This window comes from Streptomyces sp. NPDC006925, assembly GCF_042869575.1.
Taxonomy (GTDB): Bacteria; Actinomycetota; Actinomycetes; order Streptomycetales; family Streptomycetaceae; genus Streptomyces.
On the sequence record NZ_JBIAGB010000044.1, the window covers coordinates 1 to 19,326 of the forward strand.

Here is a 19,326-nt window from a genome sequence, read left to right on the forward strand (position 1 = left end):
ACGCGACAGCCGGGCCATCAGCGTGCCCACCACCGACCCCGAACAACCGAAACGGCCCGCCGAAGAAACCGACGGACCGTCACGAAAGATCGAGGTTAGTGTGAGGTGGCTGAGGGAACCGAGGTTTCTGAAGGCTCATCTGGACACGTCTTTCGGCATGGACGTGAGCACCGTGAACGGTGGGTCGAGAGAGGCGTCGTAGATGAGTTTGGCCTGCACGCCGTGTACGTTCTCAGCCTTGTCGACGGGATAGGGGTTGTTCTTCAACTCGTGTCGGTCGATGCTCCGGCCGGAAACTCCGTACGGTGTCTTGTCCGTTTCGATGACCAGCGGACCGGACGGCGATTTGAGCCAGTCTTTGATCTCTTTTGAATTCTTGTCGATCGCGTACTGGGTCATCTTCTGTGCCGACTCCATGTCCTTGAACGTGGAGGCGTTGCCGATCTGCGGCTGTCCATGCGGCCATTCGGTTCCGGGGCGTGGGGGCTTCTTCAGGTCGTCGCGAAGCCGCTGAGCCAACTGATCGTCGGTGAGTCCCACATGCTTGTTGGCGGTGTGTGAATTGTTCAGCCACTCGCTACCGGCCAGGTCGACCGTGTATTTTCCTTTGTCGGTATCCTTTTTCTTCGTCCAGCGATGCCGGTTTTTGAACTCGTCGAGTGAACGGGCTCCGAATGCCTGAGCCCTGGCCGTCTCGGATGCGTAGGTAGGTGCGCTGTGCTGGGCCTCTTCCAGTTCGGGAAGGAGCTTGCGCAGTTCGCTGGCACTGGAGTGAAAGGCCTCCTGATACACGTCGACCGCACGGTTGACCGCTTCCTTGTCCATGTGCGACCGGAACGTCGAAACGATCTCGGCGAAGACCAGCGTTCCGGCAAGCCGGGTGAGTTCTCCCCAGTCGAGGCCCATCGTGAGGTCCTTCACCGTGGCCTTCGCCGCTTCGGCGCCCAGCCGTGAGGTGGTGTCCCGGGTGGTGTCGGCAATGTGCGCGACGTGGTCGAGTTCCTTCTTCACGGCGTCTGCCGTCTTCTCCAGGATCTCGATGATCGGTCTCCGGTCAGCCGGTTCGACCTTCGGATTGGTACGCCACTCGCGGTCATCGGGCTGCTGCTGCCCTTTGGGGACGCGCTCTCCATCCCGGGTACGAGGCGCACCCCAGGGGGTGGTACCCCAGATCTGCTGGCAGAAGCCGTGCATGGCGGCTCGCCAATCGTCGTTGCGTTCATTGGTCAGATAGCCCATGTGGCCGTTGAGCTTGCCGGCTACGCCCTTGGCCGCGACGCCTGCGGAGTGCCACGCCTTGCCAACCTTGCGCAGGTCCCCCGTATCGGCGCCCGGCGTGATGTCGTGTGTCCTGCCGAGCCGCAGCCCTTCCTTGATGGCGGGCTCGATCACCACGGAGAGCCAGTCCGGAATGTCACCGAGGCCGGCAACCAGGGGAATATCCGTGCCATCTCCGGTGCCCGTCCACTGGATGTCGGCCAGCGGTCCGTATTTTGCCTTTCCGACCCCGATGGGGGGTGACTGCCGCGGCGGTGGGCCGTACATGCCGCGGGAGAACCATTCTGCTGCACAATAATTATTCGCCGTCTCGGTCAGCCCCAGGGAGACACCCCCTACGGACTGAATACTCCGGGACCAGACGGTGAGGAACTTCGCGGCGACTTTCGCGTAGGCCTCCGCGAAATCGTCAGGGCCGCTGCCCTTTCCGGCAGCCTGTCGGCAGTGGGCGTCCTCGACCATCGTGTTGAGCGCCTTGTGCAGCGCGAACTGCTCGTCCCTGACGAGCGCCGAGACGTAGTAGACGTGGCTCGGCTTGATGTCGAAGCCGCCGCTGTCATCCGGTGGAGCAGGGCGCAGCTGCTTGCGTTCCCAGGCTCGCCGCTCGTCGGTGGGTCTGCCGTCGTGGCCCGTGCGCCGTGGCTCGGGCTCGTAGTCAGGATCCGGGGGATGCCCGGGCGAGGGTGAGGGCTCGGGCCGGTCCGCGTCGGCATCGCCCTTTTCCTCGCCGTCGACGTCCTGTGCGGAGGGGGACTGGGACGGGGCGGGCTCCGGTGTGGGGGTCGCCATCAGCCGTCACCCCAGCCGCGCAGTACGGCGCGGTGTGCCGACGCGTAGTTGACGTGCCCGTTGGTGACGACATCGTGCAGCCAGCGTTGAGCACCTTCGAGATCCTGCATCGAGCGGTCCCAACGGTCCAGGACATCGACGCACACTTCACGTGCCTCGCCCTCCCAATGGCTCACGACCTTCTCGGACCGGGTCCACAGCGTTTCGAGCTTCTCCGTGAGATCAGCGAGGATGTCCTCCATCTCGCCGGAAAGTCGCTTCAGCGTCGCAAAGTCGACAGCGAGGTCGTCGTCGTTGTGAGCGCCGGACATTCGTGCCCCCTCCCGTCTCACCGCACTCTCGTGCGATGCCCCTTCCCGGCCCGCTGCCCGGCGGCAGCGGGCCGGACCGACGTCTCTTGGCGTCCGAGTCGGCCCTGTGGCAGCAGCCCGCGTCTTCGGTCTACAGATCGGCCAACTTGCTCTTCGGAAGCCCGGCCACAGGGTTGGCGTCCGCCATGCCGAGCAGCTTCTCCTGTCCCTCGGTGGTGACCCGAAGCTTGCTCATAGCCGTGAGCACGTCGAGCTCTTGTGCGGTGAAACCGTCCTTGCTCGCCTTGACCGCTTCTTCGATGAGGATCAGTGACTCCCGCACGGAGCGTGCGTCCTCGGTCAGTCCTTCCTGCAGCTCCTTGTAGGCAGCGGCAGTTGGACCGCGCCAACGCCGACCCACGAGGTCCAGCAGGCCGTCCATCCGCGCGATCTTCGCTTCGAGATAGCGCTCCATCTCGTCCAGGTCCGAAATGAGCTGTGCGAGATCGACTCCTTCGACTCTGAGCCGCTCCATGCTCCCCCTGTTCGGCGCATCGACATGCAACGTCCCGAGACCGGTTGGTCGGCGCTTCTGAGCGCACGGTCGCAGGATGTCCCTGAGACACGGTAGACGAATCGGCGCGGCTCAGACCCCCGGTGCTCCTTCGCGGGACCCGGAGGAATGCTGAACCCGGTGTCCCGTCCGGGCCCCGCTCCTGGAAGGATGAATATTCGGTCTCGGGCGACAGGCCAGGTGGAACGACTACGGCTGATTTCGGGGGAGCCGCATGCGGGGGTGGAGTGTGCGGGGACGTGCGATGCTGTTGGCCGCCTTGCTGGGCCTGCTGGAAGCAGGGGGGTTGGCGCACACGACCGGTACGGCGGTGGCCGCGGATGAACCGGCGACGCCCGCCGCCTATCTGGCCGAGCAGTTGCGCGAGAACCCCGTCCACCTCTCCGACCAGCTTCCGCGGACCAATCCGCTCTCCGCCCGGTCCGCCTTCGCCGAGGCGGCGAAGCGCACCGGCGTGCCCACGTATGTGCTGGTGCTCCCCGGGTCCGGGGCCGCGCGCGGCGAGGGGCTGCTGGCGGCCGTGCACGACCGGCTCGGCAAGGACGGGCTCTACGTCCTGCTCGGCGAGGACGGCGGGAGCCCGCGCACCGAGACGTTCGGGGTGGACGTGCCGGCCCGGGACGCGGCCACGGCGACCCTCTTCGAACTGCCCTACGACGCGGGCACCCTGGAGGTGTTCCGGCACTTCGTGGGGGTGCTGCGGTCCGGCGACGCGGCGCGGCGCGCCGAGCGCGGACTGGAGGCGAGCCGGGCCGGTGAGGAGCCGGACAAGCTCCACACCAGCCGCACCGACCGCGAGAACCAAGGCTTCCTCACCGGCATCCTGCTCACCGGGGTACCGGTGTTCCTGGTCGCCACCGGCTGGTACATCCGGCGGCGGGGCGGGAAGGGGCCGCGGCTCCGGCTGCTGGTGCCCGTCGCCGCCGGGGCGGCCCTGGTGATCGGCGCCGGTGCGCCGCTCGTCTTCGACGACACCCGCTCGGACGCCGACCGGCCGCCCACCGCCGCCGACCTGCGGGCCAGGGCCGTGCGGGTCGCCCAGGGGCTGCGCGCCGACCCCGTCTACGTCGACCCGCTCGGGGCCGGACTGCTGAGCCGGGCTCAGTTGGAGCGGCTGCGGGAGCGGGTGGCGCGCCTGGATGTTCCGGTCCGGGTCGCCGTCGTCCCCCTCGTCACCGCTGACGAGTCGGCCGGGGACGGTGCCCGCCTCGCCAAACGGCTGCACGACCGGCTGCACGACCGGCTGGGGAAGGACAGCGACGGCCTCTACGTGATCGCGGACGCCTCCGAGCGCGGCGAGCTGGAACTCGTCAACTATGGCGCCCGACTGGACAGTGCGGCGCTCCAGGACGCCACGGAGGACCTGCGCTTCGGCGGGGACGGCACGCAGGACTCCGAGGACGGGGGGCTCTACCAGCGGCTGGACGGCGCGCTCCGGGCCGTCGGCCGCGCCCCGCACGCCCCGCCCGGGCGCCCCTACCTGGAGCCGTCGGCCGCGGACGACGCGGTGACCGAGGACGTACTGCCCTCCCTCTACGCGGGGGACTTCGCGCCCGGACTGCTGATGGGGGTGGTGGGTGCCGCTGCCGCCTTCGGGGTGACGGCCGCCGGTCTCGCCGCCGCCGGACGGATACGTACCGCGATCCGGCCCGCACCGGCCGTCCGGGTGAGCGGCGCGGGCGGCACCCCGTCGCAGCTCCCCGCGCGTCTCCCGGCCGGGCGGCTGCGCCGGACGGCGCGGCAGGAACTCGGCGAGCTGAACGACGCGTTCGAAGCGGCCCCGGACAGGCTGCCCGACGCCGTGCGCGCCCAGGTCTGGGACTGCCTCGACGCCGCGACCCTCCTCCTCGACCAGGAGGGCGACAACCGGGTGGACGCCGACGCCGACGCGCCCACCCTCGCGGCCGGTCTCGTGCTGATCCGCACCGGCCGCGCCCTGCTGGAGCGCGGCGCCGGACCTGCGGCCCGCGGCGCCGGGAAGATCCGGCTGTGCACCCTCGACCCGCTGCACGGACCCGCGTCCGCGACCGGGCGGTTGAAACTCCCCGGTGAGACCGGCGCCGTGCGGCCCCGCCCGCTCTGCGCCGAGTGCCGTGCCGCGCTGCCGACGGGCGGCTCGCGGCCCGCGCGGGCTGCCGAGATCGTGGCGACGCGGCTGCTGTGCCTGCCCGTACCCGGCGCGGCACGTTCCGCACCGTACGAGCCCTACCACCGCATCCCCGGGCCGCTCGCCGTCCAGGGCACCGGGGTCGGCGCGGAGCTGACCGCCGACCTGATAGTCCGCCGAGTCCGGGAGCAACTGGGTGTCCACTGAACGACGTGCCGCGCGCGGCGCACGGTCCGCGTCCGCGGCAGGCGCGGCCCGGTTCCTCGCCGCTGTCCTGCTGCCTCTCGCCGCCGTACTGGCGCTCGCGCTCGCCGCCGGGGCACCGGCTCGGGCCGACGACGATCCGGACGGTGCCTCCGACGCCGGTTCCGCGGGGCAGCGGATAGCCGACGGGCTGCGCACCTCACCCGTGTATGTCGATCCCGCCTACCGGTCGGCGTTCCCGCCCGACGAGCAGCGCCGGCTGGTGGCGAAGATCAAGGCGTCCGGTCTGCCCGTCCGGGTCGTCGTCGTCCCGCTCATCTCCGGTGACGCGTGGGGTGGCGACCCGGAGAAGATGGTCGATGTGGTGCGCTACCGGATGGCGGAGGGCGCGCAGAAGAAGGCCGTCTACATGACCCTCAGCACCAACGAGGGGTACCTGGACGGCTTCGAGTTCCCCCGCGACGGCCAGTACCAGGCGTTCTGGGGTGTCGCCGCGGTCGGCCACCAGGACGACATGAAGGGCCGGAGTCTCTACGCCAAGTTCTCCCGCGCGCTGGAGATCGTGCGGTCCGGCGACGGCGAGAAGCAGTACGAGAAAGCCACCGCGGACCTGCACGACGACGACCCGGCGGAGCGCGACAGCGCTGCGGACGGTGGCGGCGCGGACGACAGCGCCGGGGACGGTGGCGGCGCGGACGACGGCGGCGGGGACGGTGGCGGCGCGGACGACAGCGGTGCGGACGCCGGCCCCTCCCCGCTGCTGCTCGGGGTGCTGATCGGGTCGGCGGTGGCGGTGCTCGCCGCCGCGGTGCTGGGCTTCCGCACCGTGCGGTGGCGTGCGCGGACCTCGGCGCGGGCGCCGTTCACCTCGCCGCGTTCCGTCTTCGCCACCGCGCGCACGGCGGGCGTGCGGGACCTGCGCAAGCGCGCCCAGCGTGAACTCCTCGCGTACAACGAGAAGCTGATCGCCCATGAGCCGGGCGAGCACGCCGACAGCGACCTGCTCCAGCTCTCCCTGGACGCGTACGCCGCGGCGTGCACCGTGCTGGACGAGGCCCGCGACACTCCAGACCTCGCGGGCGTCCTCGCGCTGCTGCACGAGGGCCGGGACGCGCTGGAGCGCTCCGAACCGGCTCCCCGCAGCCGCCGCAAGGCCCGGGCCGCGGCGCCGACGCTGCCGCTGTGCTTCTTCGACCCGCTGCACGGCGCCGCCGCCGAGCGGATCCGCTGGCGCCCGCTGGGCCGCCGCGAGGCCCTGCGCGTCGCCGCGTGCCGGGAGTGCTCGGCGGCGGTTTCCGCGCGCCGCGTGCCGGAGGTCCTCACCCACAAGCACGACGGCCGCCGCATCCCGTACTTCGAGGTCCCGCCCGAGCACAGTCTGTGGGCCGCCACCGGCTACGGCTCGCTGACCGAGGAGCCGCTCACCGGGCGCGTCCTGCGCGGCGACTTCACCCGCACCACCCGCACCACCCGCACCAAGCGTTCCCGCCGCGGGCGCTGAGGTCCGCGCGGGTCAGGCCAGCGGATGCCCGAGCAGCATGCTGGGCGCGCCCGCGATCCGGGTGAGGAAGACGGTGCAGGAGCCGGGCGCCGCCTTCGGGTCCAGCTTCAGCTTCCGGCGCAGCTCCTCCGGTTCGACCGCCGAGCCGCGCTTCTTGACGGTGACGACACCCACGCCGCGCTCCCGCAGCAGGGCACGCAGCTTCTTGACGTTGAACGGCAGCGCGTCGGTGATCTCGTACCCGGTCGCGAACGGCGTCGGGTGCACCGCGTCGGTGGTCACGTACGCGATCGTCGGGTCGATCAGCCGCCCGGCCACCCGCTGGGCCAGCTCGGCGACCAGGTGGGCGCGGACCACCGCGCCGTCCGGCTCGTAGAGATACCGGCCGACCGGCCCCACCTCCGGGTCGGGCAGCCCCTCCCCGGCGAGGGTCTCGCCGGCGGGCAGCAGCGTCGCGCGCACGCCGCCGGTGCCCGTCCGGCCGCCGCCGAACCACAGCACCGCCTCCTTGACGTCGCCACCGCAGGAGACCCATTCCGCTTCCGCCTCCGCGGGCACCGCCTCGTGCGGGATGCCGGGCGCCACCTTCAGCGCGGCCAGCGGTGCGGTGCGGGCCGTCCGCACGGCCCAGCTCAGCGGCGGCGAGTAGCCCTCCGGATCGAAGACCCGGCCCCGCCCGGTGCGGCGGGCCGGGTCGGCGAAGAGCGCGTCCCAGCCGCCGGTGTCCACCTCGGTGACGTCGGCGCACCGCACCTCGACCAGCTCCGCGAGCCCCAGCGCCGCGGCGTTGGCGCGGGCCACCGCGCAGGTGAGCGGCGAGCGGTCGACGGCCAGCACCCGGATGCCCTCCCGGGCCAGCGCCAGCGCGTCGGCCCCGATGCCGCAGCACAGGTCCACGGCGCTGCGGACGCCGAGGCTGCGCATCCGCCGGGCACGGTGCCCGGCCACCTGGGTGCGGGTGGCCTGTTCGAGCCCGTCCGCGGTGAAGTAGAGGGCCTGCGCGTCGGCGGGTCCGAACTTCGCCTCGGCGCGGGCGCGCAGCCGGCTCTGGGCCAGGGCCGCGGACACCAGCGCGGGTTCGTGCCGCTGCCGCAGCCGCGTCGCCACGGCGAGCTCCTGCGCGGGCTCGACCCCTCGTACCTCCCGCAGCAGCGCCTGCCCCTCGTCGGAGAGCAGCTCCGCGAACACCTCACGATCCACCCGCCCATTGTCCCGCGCCGCTCCCGCAGCCCGTGCGCCGGGCCGTGCGGGCGTGGTCTCGGGGGGGCGTGCAGTGACGACACGCGCCCAGCCCGGCACCCGGGCCCGAGCCCTGATACCGCTCCTCTCCGTGCGGGCGCGTGGGGTCGTCCGCGCTGTCCGCGCTGTCCGCGCAGCTCCGTACACGGCCGCCGGGCGCGCAGTCGGCGTCCGCGCGGCCAGGTCACCTCGGCGTCCGCGCGGCCAGGTCACCGAGGTCTCCGGCGCGCTCGCGACCGTGGCGGCGCAGGCGGGCCACGCCGTGCTCGCCGCGCGCGGCGAGTGGATCACCGACGAGAAGCGGCTGCTCACCCTGGCCGGACTGTGCGGCTTCGACGCGCCGACCAGCGGGCCGCGGCCGGAGCCGGAGGCTCTCGTGCAGGCGGTGGAGCAGTTCGAGGCGCTGCTGGAGGGCGCGGGCTGACGGGCGCGGAAGGGGCGCGAGCCGCCGAGCGGGGACGGGTGAGGGCGCCTGTCAGGTTCGGCGCGAGCCGGTGCGGCTAGCACTCCGCTTGACCGAGTGCTAAGCCAGGCATAATCTCGACCTTGGCACTCTCCCCGTGTGAGTGCCAGCAGTACGCGACGGGCAGATCCGGCACCCGCGACGACGGATCTACCAGGTCGCCACTCCAGACATAAGCCCTCAGTTTGACGTATTGAGATCTCCGAAGGGGGAGGTCGGATCGTGACGACCGCCAGCTCCAAGGTTGCCATCAAGCCGCTCGAGGACCGCATCGTGGTCCAGCCGCTCGACGCCGAAGAGACCACGGCCTCGGGCCTGGTCATCCCGGACACCGCCAAGGAGAAGCCCCAGGAGGGCACCGTCCTGGCCGTCGGTCCGGGCCGCTTCGAGGACGGCAACCGCCTGCCGCTCGACGTGTCCGTCGGCGACATCGTGCTCTACAGCAAGTACGGCGGCACCGAGGTGAAGTACAGCGGCGAGGACTACCTCGTCCTCTCGGCCCGCGACGTTCTCGCGATCGTCGAGAAGTAGTACGGCGAGAAGCAGTACGGACTACGGACGCGGCAGCTTCCCGAAGCCGCAGCGTGCAGTCGATACGCGCCCTGGTGCCCGCTCCTCACGCGAGGTAGCAGGGACCAGGGCGCGGCTCGTACGGGCCGACACGGGCGCGTACGAGACGTGCGAGACGTGTGAGAGGACACAACAGCTTCCATGGCGAAGATCCTGAAGTTCGACGAGGACGCCCGTCGCGCCCTTGAGCGGGGCGTCAACAACCTCGCCGACACCGTGAAGGTGACCATCGGCCCCCGCGGCCGCAACGTCGTCATCGACAAGAAGTTCGGCGCCCCCACCATCACCAACGACGGCGTCACCATCGCCCGTGAGGTCGAGGTGGAGGACCCGTACGAGAACCTGGGCGCCCAGCTCCTCAAGGAGGTGGCGACCAAGACCAACGACATCGCGGGTGACGGCACCACCACCGCCACGGTGCTGGCCCAGGCGCTGGTCCGCGAGGGCCTGCGCAACGTCGCCGCCGGTGCCTCCCCGGCCGCCCTGAAGAAGGGCATCGACGCCGCGGTCGCCGCCGTCTCGGACGAGCTGGTCAAGACCGCGCGCCCGATCGACTCCAAGGAGGACATCGCCTCCGTCGCCGCCCTGTCCGCGCAGGACAAGCAGGTCGGTGAGCTGATCGCCGAGGCGATGGACAAGGTCGGCAAGGACGGCGTCATCACCGTCGAGGAGTCCCAGACCTTCGGCCTGGAGCTGGACTTCACCGAGGGCATGGCCTTCGACAAGGGCTACCTCTCGCCGTACTTCGTCACCGACCAGGAGCGTATGGAGGCCGTCCTCGACGACCCGTACATCCTGATCCACCAGGGCAAGATCAGCTCCATCCAGGACCTGCTGCCGCTGCTGGAGAAGGTCATGCAGGCCGGCTCCAGCAAGCCGCTGCTGATCATCGCCGAGGACGTGGAGGGCGAGGCCCTCTCCACCCTCGTCGTCAACAAGATCCGCGGCACCTTCAACGCCGTCGCCGTCAAGGCGCCTGGCTTCGGCGACCGCCGCAAGGCGATGCTCGGCGACATGGCGACGCTCACCGGCGCCACCGTCATCGCCGAGGAGGTCGGCCTCAAGCTCGACCAGGCCGGTCTCGACGTGCTCGGTTCCGCGCGCCGCGTCACCGTCACCAAGGACGACACCACGATCGTCGACGGTGCGGGCAAGGCCGAGGACGTGCAGGGCCGCGTCGCCCAGATCAAGGGCGAGATCGAGGCGACCGACTCCGACTGGGACCGCGAGAAGCTCCAGGAGCGCCTCGCCAAGCTGGCCGGCGGTGTGTGCGTGATCCGCGTCGGCGCGGCCACCGAGGTCGAGCTGAAGGAGAAGAAGCACCGCCTGGAGGACGCGATCTCCGCGACCCGTGCGGCGGTCGAGGAGGGCATCGTCTCCGGCGGCGGCTCCTCGCTCGTGCACGCGGTCAAGGTGCTGGAGGGCAACCTCGGCAAGGAGGGCGACGAGGCGACCGGCGTCGCCACCGTCCGCCGCGCCGCGGTCGAGCCGCTGCGCTGGATCGCCGAGAACGCGGGCCTGGAGGGCTACGTCATCACCGCCAAGGTCGCGGAGCTGGAGGCCGGCCAGGGCTTCAACGCCGCCACCAGCGAGTACGGCGACCTCGTCAAGGCCGGTGTCATCGACCCGGTGAAGGTGACGCGCTCCGCGCTGGAGAACGCCGCCTCGATCGCCTCGCTGCTGCTGACGACCGAGACGCTCGTCGTCGAGAAGCCGGCCGAGGAGGACGAGGCCGCGGGCGCGGGCCACGGCCACGGGCACGCCCACTGAGGCACCCCGCCGTCCGGTGAGGGCGCACCCCGTCGCGGGGTGCGCCCTCGCTGCTTTCTCCGGCTTCCCGCGGCCTACCGCGACTTCCCGCGGCCTACCGCGACTTTCCGCGACTTTCCGCGACTTTCCGCGACTTTCCGCGACTTTCCGCGGCCTTCCGCGACTGTCCGCGGCTTTGGCGGCGGCCCGGGCCGGGGCCGCGGAGCCATTCCGGCGCCGCCCGGCCCTACTTCGGGCCGTACTTGCGTCCCGTGGTCGAGGATGCCTTGGCCAGCACGCCGCGCGGGATGAGCCGGGAGGCGCCCAGCAGGGCCTTGTACCGGGGATCGGGGACCGACAGCACCTTGCCGCGCGCGAGGTCCCGCAGCGCCGTCTCGACCACCTGGTCCGCGTCCAGCCACATCCACCGCGGAATGTCGGCGGAGTCCATCCCGGCCCGGTCGTGGAACTCCGTGCGGACGAATCCGGGGCACAGGGCCATCAGCCGCACCCCCTGACCGGCCAGATCCTTGGCGGCGCCCTGGGTGAACTGGGTGACCCACGCCTTGGAGGCGCCGTAGGTGCCGCGGGGGAAGAAGGCGGCCACGGAGGCGACGTTGATGACCCCGCCGCGCCCCCGCTCGCACATGGAGGCGGTCGCCGCCGACGTCAGCCGCAACACGGCTTCGCAGTGCACTTTGAGCATCGTCAGCTCGTCGGCGACGGACACCTCCAGGAAGCGTCCCTTGTTGCCGAATCCCGCGTTGTTGACCAGCAGGTCGACGGGGTGTTCCCGGGAGTTCAGCCGGTCCTCGACCGCGGCGATGCCCTCCTCCGTGGCCAGGTCGGCGGTGACGACGTCGGCCTCCACCCCGTGCCGGTCGTGCAGTTCGGTCGCCTCCCGCCAGAGCCGGTCGGTGTCCCGCGCGGCGAGCACGAGGTGGTAGCCGCGGCCGGCCAGCCGCCGGGCGAAGGCGGCGCCGATACCGGCGGTGGCTCCCGTAATCAGTGCAGTCGTCATGCGGCCACGCTATCGGCCCCGAACGGCTGCTGATTCGCCGTCCGGCCGCCTCGGCGAGGGTAGGGCACCCGTACGAACCCGCCGTCCCGCCACGGCCGGACGAGGCTCCGCAGCCGGGTCGGGCCGGGCCGGGCCGGGCCTGGCGGGGCCGCGGCTCGCTCGACCACGCCACCGCCGGACTGCGGCTCACCCGCGGCGCCGTGGCGGCCCGTCAGTCGGCAAGGGCGCCCCGTCAGTCGGCAAGGACGGCCCGTCAGCCGGCGAGGACGGTCCGTCAGCCCGGGATGCGGCGCAGCGCGTGCTCCCGCGCCTGCGGGTCCAGCGCCTCGCCCGCCGCCAGTACGCGCGGCAGCAGTTCGGGTTCCCGGGTCAGGGCGCGGAACACGAAGCTGACCGACACCTCGTGGTCGGGGCGGTGGACGACGGTGACGGGATCGCCCGCGCGCACCTCGCCCGGCTCGACGACCCGCAGATAGGCGCCGGGCATCCGGCGGTCCGTGAACCGCTTGACCCAGCCCTGTTCGCTCAGCCAGCCCGCGAAGGTGCGGCAGGGGACCCGCATGGAGCACACCTCCAGCAGCGGTCCGGTGCCGGGTGCGCCGAGCTGCCAGCGCTCTCCGATGCGCGCGTCGTCGACCGGGACGTCGCGGGTGGTGAGGTTCTCGCCGAAGACGCCGTTGGGCAGCGCCCGGCCCAGCTCGCCCTCCCAGAAGTCCAGCTCCTCGCGGGCGAAGGCGTAGACCGCCTGCTCCTCGCCGCCGTGGTGGCGCAGATCGCCGATGGTGTCGCCGGCCAGTCCGCTGCCCCCGGTGCCGCGCGGGCCGGGGGCGGTGACGGTGACGGCACCCTCGACGGGCCGCTTGTCGATGCCGGTCAGACCGCCTTCGGCGGCGGTGTGCTCCGAGCGGTGGGGCTCGGCGAGGTTCACGGATAGCAGCTCCATGCGCCGAGGCTACCGAGGAGCACCCCAAGGAGCGAGCCGATTCCGGCGGCGCTCCCCAAGGCATCCTTATGCTCGCCTATGCTCGGGTGCATGATCGAGGCCCGTCATCTGCGTGTCCTGCGCGCGGTCACCCGAACCGGATCCTTCTCCGCCGCTGCGCGTGAGCTGGGCTGTACGCAGCCGGCCGTCAGCCAGCAGATGAAGGCGCTGGAGGCCGCCGCGGGCACTCCGCTGCTGGTGCGGACGGGCCGTGAGACGCGGCCGACCGAGGCGGGCGAGGCGCTGGTCCGGCACGCCACCGGGATCCTGGCGGGGCTGACGGCCGCCGAGGAGGAGGTGGCGGCGTTGGCCGGGCTGCGGGCCGGGCGGGTGCGGCTGGTCTCCTTCCCCAGCGGCAGCTCCACGCTGGTGCCCACCGCCGTCGCGGCGATGCGGGCCGCTCACCCGGGCACCCGGGTCTCGCTGGTGGAGGCGGAGCCACCGCGCTCGGTGGAGATGCTGCGGGCGGGGGACTGCGAGATCGCGCTGGCCTTCCGCTACGACCCCGTGCCGGGCGAGCACGTCCCGGGGGAGCACGTCCCGGCGGAGGACTGGGAGGCGGACGACCTGGTGGTCCGGCCGCTGCTGACCGACCGGCTGGTGGGGCTGGTGCCGGAGGGGCACCCCTTCGCGGACGCGGAGGAGGTCGGCATCGGCACCCTCGCCGAGGAGCCGTGGATCGCCGGCTGTCCCCGCTGTCGTCGGCACCTCGTCCAGGTGTGCGAGGCGGCGGGGTTCACGCCCCGGATCGACTTCGCGACCGACGACTATCCGGCGGTGGTGGGCCTGGTCGGCGCGGGGCTGGGGGTCGCGGTGCTGCCGGAGCTGGCCGTGGAGTCGGTGCGCCCGCGGGGGACGCGTGCGGTCCGGGTGGCGCCCGCCGTGCAGCGCGAGGTGGTCGCGCTGACGCTGCCCGACCTCGCGCGGGTGCCCGCCGTCGCCGCGATGCTGGACCGGCTCGCGGCGGCCCGGGGCTGACCGCCGCCCCGGCCGTGCCAGGAGGCGCGGGCGGGCCGGACGGCGTGTGCGCCGCGTGAGGGAACGTTTCCGCACGGCGTCCGGGTTTCCTCGGTGCCGCGCGGTGCCCGGGTATGCGGTCGGCCGGGCGGGATCCGCTCACATCTCGCCGACCGGTTCGGCGGCGTGCTCGGCCGCACCCCCGTGGGCGGGCGTACCGCCAGGGTCTTCCGCCCCGTCGGGAGCTGCCCCGTCGGGAGCTGCCCCGTCGGGAGCTGCCCCGTCCGGAGCTGCTCCGCCCGGGGTCGACGGCCGCTGGTCCTGCGCGGGGCTGTGCGTGGTCACCAGCCGGTTCCTGGCCCGGCCCAGCAGCTCCTCGCGCTCGTCCTCGGTGAGTCCGCCCCACACCCCGTAGGGCTCGCGCACCTGGAGAGCGTGCGCCGCGCACTCGGCGCGCACGGGGCAGCGCATGCACACCTCCTTGGCGGACGCCTCCCGCGCGCTGCGGGCGGCGCCGCGCTCCCCCTCGGGGTGGAAGAACAGCGAACTGTCCACCCCGCGGCAGGCGGCCAGAAGCTGCCAGTCCCACAGATCCGCGTTGGGTCCAGGAAGGCGGGAGAAGTCTGCCATCGCGTCTCTCCTGAGTGCTGCTGGAGGTGATCTGACACTCGTGCGTAAATATGACTCTTTCGCGAATCTAGCGATCAAACTCGCAAAACGGAAGTAATGCATCTGAATAGGGCACTTCAGGATTAATGGTGCGTCGGTCGCCGCAAAGCCGGGATGTTGCTGCTCTGTGTACGGACGCTCACGTAGAGTGCTGAGGACGGCGGCTGAAAGCCGTAACTCTTTCGGGTGACCGTCGTTGAGAGAGCGAAAGCGATTGGTTCGGAACCGGCCCGGGGCGCAGTCCTCCGCGGCCGTCAATCGCGCAGGTGACGATTCTCAAGCAGCCTGGAGGCTCAAGGTGATGCGCATCAGCAGCGGAGGGCGGCCATGACATCCGTCCTCGTATGCGACGACTCCCCGCTCGCCCGAGAGGCCCTGCGCCGCGCGGTCGCGACCGTGCCCGGCGTCGAGCGTGTGACGACGGCGGCCAACGGCGAGGAAGTCCTCCGCCGCTGGGGCGCCGACCGGTCCGACCTGATCCTGATGGACGTCCGGATGCCCGGCCTGGGCGGAGTGGAGACCGTGCGGCGGCTGCTCTCCGCCGACCCCGGCGCCCGCATCATCATGCTGACGGTGGCCGAGGACCTCGACGGCGTCGCCCTGGCCGTCGCAGCCGGTGCCCGCGGGTACCTGCACAAGGACGCCTCCCGCGCCGAGCTGCGCGCGACCGTCACCCAGGCGCTGGCGGACCCCACCTGGCGGCTCGCCCCCCGGCGGCTGCGGTCGGCGGAGATGGGCGCGGCGCCGACCCTCACCGCGCGGGAGATCCAGGTGCTGGAGGGCATGAGTCACGGCCGCTCCAACGCGGAGATCGGGCGTGAGCTCTTCCTCTCGGAGGACACCGTCAAGACGCACGCCCGGCGGCTCTTCAAGAAGCTCGGCGCCTCGGACCGCGCGCACGCGGTGGCGCTCGGGTTCCGCTGGGGCCTCGTCCGCTGACCTGGTGCCGGGTGTCCGCCCGGGGCACCTCCCGGCCGCAGGCCGAGCACGTCCCGCCTCGCGCGGCAACCGCCCGTCCGCCCGCTCGTCCGCGCCCGGAACCGGTCGCCGACGAGTGGGACGGCGGCCCCGGCCGGGCAGGTGTTCCCGCGGATTTCCCCCGCGGCTGCCGAGAAATCTCGCGCGTGCCGCATGCTTGTTGTATGGAGTTCCTCGGGGACCTGTCGGTCAGGCGTGAGGGGAGGGCGTGGACATGAGGGCCAGTGCGCCTGCTCATAACGCTTCGGCTCACTTCTACGAGCGCGGTGCGGCGAACCGCGCGGCGTCGGTGCACCATGGACCGATGCGCGACGACGAGAGCGGGCCGCCGCCGACCGGGGCCGCGGACGCGGCCGAGGTCGCCACGGTCGGCAAGCTCGTCCAGCGCGCTGTCGAGGGCGACAGCCAGGCCACGCACGATCTGCTCGCCCATGTGCACCCGCTGGCCGTGCGGTACTGCCGCACGCGGTTGACCCGACTGCCCGGTGACGCACGTCACTTCGTCGACGACCTCGCCCAGGAGGTCTGCATCGCGGTGCTCTGCGCGCTGCCGCGCTACCGGGACACCGGAAAGCCGTTCGAGGCGTTCGTCGTGGCCATCGCCCAGCACAAGGTCGCCGATCTGCAGCGGGCCGCGATGCGCGGGCCCGGCTCCACCGCCGTGCCCTCGGACGAGATGCCCGAGCGGCCCGACGACTCCCTCGGCCCCGAGGAGCGGGCGCTGCTCAGCAGCGACGCGGAGTGGGCCAAGAAACTGCTGGCGAACCTGCCCGAACACCAGCGTGAGCTGGTGCTGCTGCGGGTCGCCGTGGGGCTGACGGCCGAGGAGACCGGGCAGCTGCTGGGAATGTCACCCGGAGCCGTCCGCGTCGCCCAGCACCGGGCCCTCAGCCGGCTGCGGGCGCTGGCCGAGCAGTAGTTCCGCCGCACGTGAGCGAGGTGCGCGGGGGCTCTCGCGCCCACGGGCGCCCGAGGACCGGAGCTTGTCCACAGGCGGTCCGCTCACCCGTCCGGGCCCGTTAGCATGGACATCCGGCCGGGGCAAGCATGGGAAAGGTGTCATGACTGAGAACGTCGACGGAGTGCCCGCCAAATTCGCCACTCTGGGCCTGACATACGACGACGTACTGCTGCTGCCAGGCGAGTCGGACATGGCGCCGCAGGACATCGACACCGCGTCGTACGTCTCGCGCAACGTACGGGTCAACGTGCCGCTGCTGTCCGCCGCCATGGACAAGGTCACCGAGGGCCGGATGGCCATCGCGATGGCCCGGCAGGGCGGCGTGGGCGTGCTGCACCGCAACCTCTCGATCGAGGACCAGGCCAACCAGGTCGACCAGGTCAAGCGGTCCGAGTCCGGGATGGTCACCGACCCCATCACCATCCGCCCCGACGCCACCCTCCAGGAGGCCGACGCGCTGTGCGGCCGGTTCCGCATCAGCGGTGTCCCGGTCACCGACGCCGCGGGCAAGCTCCTGGGCATCGTCACCAACCGCGACATGGCCTTCGAGCTGGACCGCAGCCGCCAGGTCCGGGATGTCATGACGCCGATGCCGCTGGTCACCGGCGAGGTCGGGATCTCGCGGGACGCCGCGATGGAGCTGCTGCGCCGCCACAAGATCGAGAAGCTGCCGCTGGTGGACGGCGGAGGCACGCTCAAGGGCCTGATCACCGTCAAGGACTTCGTCAAGGCGGAGCAGTACCCGAACGCCGCCAAGGACGCCGAGGGCCGGCTGGTCGTCGGCGCCGCCGTCGGTGTCGCGGGCGACGCCTACGACCGGGCCCAGGCGCTGATCGAGGCCGGCGTCGACTTCGTCGTCGTCGACACCGCACACGGCCACTCGCGGCTCGTCGGCGACATGATCGCCAAGATCAAGTCGAACCATCCGCGCGTCGACGTCGTCGGCGGCAACATCGCCACCCGCGACGGCGCCAAGGCCCTGATCGACGCCGGTGCCGACGGCGTGAAGGTCGGCGTGGGCCCCGGCTCCATCTGCACCACCCGCGTCGTCGCCGGGATCGGCGTTCCCCAGGTCACCGCCATCCACGAGGCGTCGCTGGCCGCGCGGGAGGCCGGTGTCCCGGTGATCGGTGACGGCGGCCTGCAGTACAGCGGCGACATCGCCAAGGCCCTGGTCGCGGGCGCCGACACGGTGATGCTCGGCAGCCTGCTCGCGGGCTGCGAGGAGTCCCCCGGCGAGCTGCTGTTCATCAACGGCAAGCAGTTCAAGTCCTACCGCGGCATGGGCTCGCTCGGCGCGATGCAGACCCGCGGCGACAGCAAGTCCTACTCCAAGGACCGCTACTTCCAGGAGGGCGTCAGCGGCGACGACAAGCTGATCCCCGAGGGCGTCGAGGGCCAGGTCGCCTACCGCGGCCCGCTCGCCGCCGTGGTGCACCAGCTCGTCGGCGGTCTGAAGCAGTCCATGTTCTACGTCGGCGGCCGCACCGTCCCCGAGCTGCAGGACCGCGGGCGCTTCGTGCGCATCACCGCGGCCGGGCTCAAGGAGAGCCACCCGCACGACGTGCAGATGACGACCGAGGCTCCGAACTACTCCCGGAGCTGACCCCGTCCCCGAGCCCGCGGCCCTCCCGGAGCCGCGGGCTCCGGCGTGTCGGCGATACTGGACCGCGGCACACCAGAGTGAGAGGCAGCAGACGTGACTGAGATCGAGATCGGGCGCGGCAAGCGCGGGCGGCAGGCGTACGCCTTCGACGACATCGCGGTGGTGCCCAGCAGGCGCACCCGCGACCCGAAGGAGGTCTCCATCGCCTGGCAGATCGACGCCTACCGCTTCGAGCTGCCGTTCCTCGCCGCACCCATGGACTCGGTCGTCTCCCCGCGTACCGCCATCCGCATCGGGGAACTGGGCGGCCTCGGCGTACTCAACCTCGAGGGCCTGTGGACCCGGTACGAGGACCCCGAGCCGCTGCTGCAGGAGATCGGGGAACTCGACGAGGCGACAGCCAACCGGCGGATGCAGGAGATCTACGCCGAGCCGATCAAGGAAGAGCTGATCGGGCAGCGGATCAAGGAGGTCCGCGACTCGGGCGTGGTGACCGCCGCCGCGCTGTCCCCGCAGCGCACCGCGCAGTTCTCCAAGGCCGTGGTGGACGCGGGCGTGGACCTGTTCGTCATCCGCGGCACCACGGTCTCCGCCGAGCACGTCTCCGGTGCCGCCGAGCCGCTGAACCTCAAGCAGTTCATCTACGAGCTGGATGTGCCGGTCATCGTCGGCGGCTGCGCCACCTACACCGCAGCCCTCCACCTGATGCGCACCGGAGCCGCGGGCGTCCTCGTCGGCTTCGGCGGAGGCGCCGCGCACACCACGCGGAACGTGCTGGGCATCCAGGTGCCGATGGCGTCCGCCGTGGCCGACGTCGCCGCCGCCCGGCGCGACTACCTCGACGAGTCCGGCGGGCGCTACGTGCACGTCATCGCGGACGGCGGCGTCGGCTGGTCCGGCGACCTGCCCAAGGCGGTCGCGTGCGGTGCCGACGCCGTGATGATGGGCTCCCCGCTGGCCCGCGCCTCCGACGCGCCCGGCAAGGGCCACCACTGGGGCATGGAGGCCGTGCACGAGGACGTCCCCCGCGGCCGCCGGGTCGACCTGGGCGCGGTCGGCACCATGGAAGAGGTCCTGCTCGGCCCCTCGCACATTCCCGACGGTTCCATGAACTTCTTCGGCGCACTCCGCCGCGCCATGGCCACCACGGGCTACTCCGACCTCAAGGAGTTCCAGCGCGTAGAGGTAACCGTAGCCCGCTCCCGCTAACCCCTTCGCGGGGGGCGTCTTCGCGGGGTCGGTTCCCCTCCGCGGGCTGCGTTTGCGTTGTGGGGGCACGCCCCCGTTGTTTTTCGGCTGCCGCCGAGAGGTCGTGTCGGGGGGCGCTGCCCCCAACGGCCCCCCGCTAAGGGGGCTCCGCCCCCTGAGAAGCCCCCAGGCACCAACAC

General features: G+C 71.9%; 16 protein-coding genes and 1 pseudogene. 10 read left to right on the plus strand and 7 right to left on the minus strand.

What is annotated here, in order from left to right:
* Positions 1 to 135: 135 nt before the first annotated feature.
* The 3 genes from ACFYNS_RS31430 to ACFYNS_RS31440 form a co-directional block, all read right to left on the minus strand.
* A complete protein-coding gene (locus tag ACFYNS_RS31430; RefSeq protein ID WP_388606293.1) occupies positions 136 to 2,067 on the minus strand; it encodes an RNase A-like domain-containing protein in 1,932 nt (643 codons plus the stop codon).
* Positions 2,067 to 2,378 (minus strand): WXG100 family type VII secretion target, encoded by a 312-nt coding sequence (locus tag ACFYNS_RS31435; protein ID WP_360289797.1) that lies wholly within the window; start codon positions 2,376 to 2,378, stop codon positions 2,067 to 2,069. Before ACFYNS_RS31435 ends, ACFYNS_RS31430 begins: the two co-directional genes overlap by 1 nt.
* 130 nt (positions 2,379 to 2,508) lie before the next feature.
* Complete coding sequence (locus ACFYNS_RS31440) at positions 2,509 to 2,892, minus strand: WXG100 family type VII secretion target (RefSeq protein WP_388606295.1); 384 nt, start codon at positions 2,890 to 2,892, stop codon at positions 2,509 to 2,511.
* A gap of 283 nt (positions 2,893 to 3,175) precedes the next feature.
* Here ACFYNS_RS31440 and ACFYNS_RS31445 point away from each other — a divergent pair, with 283 nt between their 5' ends.
* Together ACFYNS_RS31445 and ACFYNS_RS31450 are read left to right on the plus strand one after the other, a co-directional pair.
* Positions 3,176 to 5,245 carry a hypothetical protein gene (locus ACFYNS_RS31445; protein ID WP_388606297.1) on the plus strand — a complete coding sequence of 690 codons (2,070 nt, stop codon included), beginning with the start codon at positions 3,176 to 3,178 and terminating at the stop codon, positions 5,243 to 5,245.
* Positions 5,235 to 6,743: a hypothetical protein gene (locus ACFYNS_RS31450; RefSeq protein WP_388606299.1), complete on the plus strand. Its 1,509-nt coding sequence runs from the start codon at positions 5,235 to 5,237 to the stop codon at positions 6,741 to 6,743. Before ACFYNS_RS31445 ends, ACFYNS_RS31450 begins: the two co-directional genes overlap by 11 nt.
* 12 nt (positions 6,744 to 6,755) lie before the next feature.
* Here ACFYNS_RS31450 and ACFYNS_RS31455 read toward each other — a convergent pair whose 3' ends face one another.
* Positions 6,756 to 7,943: a class I SAM-dependent methyltransferase gene (locus ACFYNS_RS31455; RefSeq protein WP_360289789.1), complete on the minus strand. Its 1,188-nt coding sequence runs from the start codon at positions 7,941 to 7,943 to the stop codon at positions 6,756 to 6,758.
* Between the two features lie 73 nt (positions 7,944 to 8,016).
* Here ACFYNS_RS31455 and ACFYNS_RS31460 point away from each other — a divergent pair, with 73 nt between their 5' ends.
* The 3 genes from ACFYNS_RS31460 to groL all read left to right on the plus strand — a co-directional run bounded on the left by ACFYNS_RS31460 (position 8,017) and on the right by groL (position 10,785).
* Positions 8,017 to 8,406 (plus strand): hypothetical protein, encoded by a 390-nt coding sequence (locus ACFYNS_RS31460; protein WP_360289787.1) that lies wholly within the window; start codon positions 8,017 to 8,019, stop codon positions 8,404 to 8,406.
* 261 nt (positions 8,407 to 8,667) lie between these two features.
* On the plus strand, positions 8,668 to 8,976 hold the full coding sequence (groES, locus tag ACFYNS_RS31465; protein ID WP_019354894.1) for a co-chaperone GroES: 309 nt from the start codon (positions 8,668 to 8,670) through the stop codon (positions 8,974 to 8,976).
* A gap of 180 nt (positions 8,977 to 9,156) precedes the next feature.
* A complete protein-coding gene (groL, locus tag ACFYNS_RS31470) occupies positions 9,157 to 10,785 on the plus strand; it encodes a chaperonin GroEL (RefSeq protein WP_276478270.1) in 1,629 nt (542 codons plus the stop codon).
* Positions 10,786 to 11,011: 226 nt separating this feature from the next.
* On the opposite strand, the gene ACFYNS_RS31475 is transcribed toward groL, so the two are convergent.
* Both ACFYNS_RS31475 and ACFYNS_RS31480 read right to left on the minus strand, forming a co-directional pair.
* Positions 11,012 to 11,785 (minus strand): SDR family oxidoreductase, encoded by a 774-nt coding sequence (locus ACFYNS_RS31475; protein ID WP_360289784.1) that lies wholly within the window; start codon positions 11,783 to 11,785, stop codon positions 11,012 to 11,014.
* A 274-nt stretch (positions 11,786 to 12,059) separates the two neighbouring features.
* A complete protein-coding gene (locus ACFYNS_RS31480) occupies positions 12,060 to 12,728 on the minus strand; it encodes an MOSC domain-containing protein (RefSeq protein ID WP_360289782.1) in 669 nt (222 codons plus the stop codon).
* Between the two features lie 90 nt (positions 12,729 to 12,818).
* Between ACFYNS_RS31480 and ACFYNS_RS31485 the strand changes: the two genes are divergently transcribed.
* The gene (locus ACFYNS_RS31485; RefSeq protein ID WP_360289780.1) at positions 12,819 to 13,745 is read left to right on the plus strand and encodes a LysR family transcriptional regulator; all 927 of its coding nucleotides are present in this window, start codon (positions 12,819 to 12,821) and stop codon (positions 13,743 to 13,745) included.
* Between the two features lie 282 nt (positions 13,746 to 14,027).
* Here ACFYNS_RS31485 and ACFYNS_RS31490 read toward each other — a convergent pair.
* Positions 14,028 to 14,354: pseudogene (locus tag ACFYNS_RS31490) on the minus strand (WhiB family transcriptional regulator); the annotation flags it as partial.
* A gap of 366 nt (positions 14,355 to 14,720) precedes the next feature.
* Here ACFYNS_RS31490 and ACFYNS_RS31495 point away from each other — a divergent pair.
* The 4 genes from ACFYNS_RS31495 (at position 14,721) to ACFYNS_RS31510 (ending at position 19,147) form a co-directional block, all read left to right on the plus strand.
* Positions 14,721 to 15,332 (plus strand): response regulator transcription factor, encoded by a 612-nt coding sequence (locus ACFYNS_RS31495; protein WP_003948568.1) that lies wholly within the window; start codon positions 14,721 to 14,723, stop codon positions 15,330 to 15,332.
* 343 nt (positions 15,333 to 15,675) lie between these two features.
* Positions 15,676 to 16,290 carry a sigma-70 family RNA polymerase sigma factor gene (locus tag ACFYNS_RS31500; RefSeq protein WP_360289778.1) on the plus strand — a complete coding sequence of 205 codons (615 nt, stop codon included), beginning with the start codon at positions 15,676 to 15,678 and terminating at the stop codon, positions 16,288 to 16,290.
* Positions 16,291 to 16,432: 142 nt separating this feature from the next.
* Positions 16,433 to 17,938: an IMP dehydrogenase gene (guaB, locus tag ACFYNS_RS31505; protein ID WP_360289776.1), complete on the plus strand. Its 1,506-nt coding sequence runs from the start codon at positions 16,433 to 16,435 to the stop codon at positions 17,936 to 17,938.
* Between the two features lie 93 nt (positions 17,939 to 18,031).
* Positions 18,032 to 19,147 carry a GuaB3 family IMP dehydrogenase-related protein gene (locus tag ACFYNS_RS31510; protein WP_019354886.1) on the plus strand — a complete coding sequence of 372 codons (1,116 nt, stop codon included), beginning with the start codon at positions 18,032 to 18,034 and terminating at the stop codon, positions 19,145 to 19,147.
* Positions 19,148 to 19,326 lie beyond the last annotated feature (179 nt).